General features: G+C 52.8%; 1 rRNA gene. It reads right to left on the bottom strand.

The annotated features are described in order from the left end of the window. Nucleotides 1-48: 48 nt before the first annotated feature. A 16S ribosomal RNA gene (locus C2M30_RS07325) occupies nucleotides 49-1,099 on the bottom strand; the annotation flags it as partial.

The following is a 1,099-nucleotide window of genomic DNA, read 5'->3' as shown; positions in this document are numbered from 1 at the left end:
CTAACAATCATCTGTGTGGACACTTCGAACAAAAAGTTCTAAATCGTATAAGGAGGTGATCCAGCCCCAGGTTCCCCTAGGGCTACCTTGTTACGACTTCACCCCAGTCATGAATCACTCCGTGGTAAGCGCCCTCCCTAAGGTTAAGCTACCTACTTCTGGAGCAACCCACTCCCATGGTGTGACGGGCGGTGTGTACAAGGCCCGGGAACGTATTCACCGCGACATTCTGATTCGCGATTACTAGCGATTCCGACTTCATGGAGTCGAGTTGCAGACTCCAATCCGGACTACGACGCACTTTAAGTGATTCGCTTACTCTCGCGAGTTCGCAGCACTCTGTATGCGCCATTGTAGCACGTGTGTAGCCCTACACGTAAGGGCCATGATGACTTGACGTCGTCCCCACCTTCCTCCGGTTTATCACCGGCAGTCTCCTTAGAGTTCCCGACCGAATCGCTGGCAACTAAGGATAGGGGTTGCGCTCGTTGCGGGACTTAACCCAACATCTCACAACACGAGCTGACGACAGCCATGCAGCACCTGTCTCAGAGTTCCCGAAGGCACCAAACTATCTCTAGTAAGTTCTCTGGATGTCAAGTGTAGGTAAGGTTCTTCGCGTTGCATCGAATTAAACCACATGCTCCACCGCTTGTGCGGGCCCCCGTCAATTCATTTGAGTTTTAACCTTGCGGCCGTACTCCCCAGGCGGTCTACTTAATGCGTTAGCTTTGGAAGACAGTCCCGAAAGACCGAACTCCTAGTAGACATCGTTTACGGCGTGGACTACCGGGGTATCTAATCCCGTTTGCTCCCCACGCTTTCGTACATGAGCGTCAGTGTTGACCCAGGTGGCTGCCTTCGCCATCGGTATTCCTTCAGATCTCTACGCATTTCACCGCTACACCTGAAATTCTACCACCCTCTATCACACTCTAGTTTGCCAGTTCGAAATGCAGTTCCCAGGTTGAGCCCGGGGCTTTCACATCTCGCTTAACAAACCGCCTGCGTACGCTTTACGCCCAGTAATTCCGATTAACGCTCGCACCCTCCGTATTACCGCGGCTGCTGGCACGGAGTTAGCCGGTGCTTCTTCTGT

Source organism: Pseudoalteromonas sp. T1lg24 (assembly GCF_002964745.1).
GTDB classification, from domain to species: domain Bacteria; phylum Pseudomonadota; class Gammaproteobacteria; order Enterobacterales; family Alteromonadaceae; genus Pseudoalteromonas; species Pseudoalteromonas spongiae.
The sequence above is the reverse complement of the archived record's forward strand: the minus strand, read 5'-3'. Positions and strand labels throughout refer to the sequence as shown.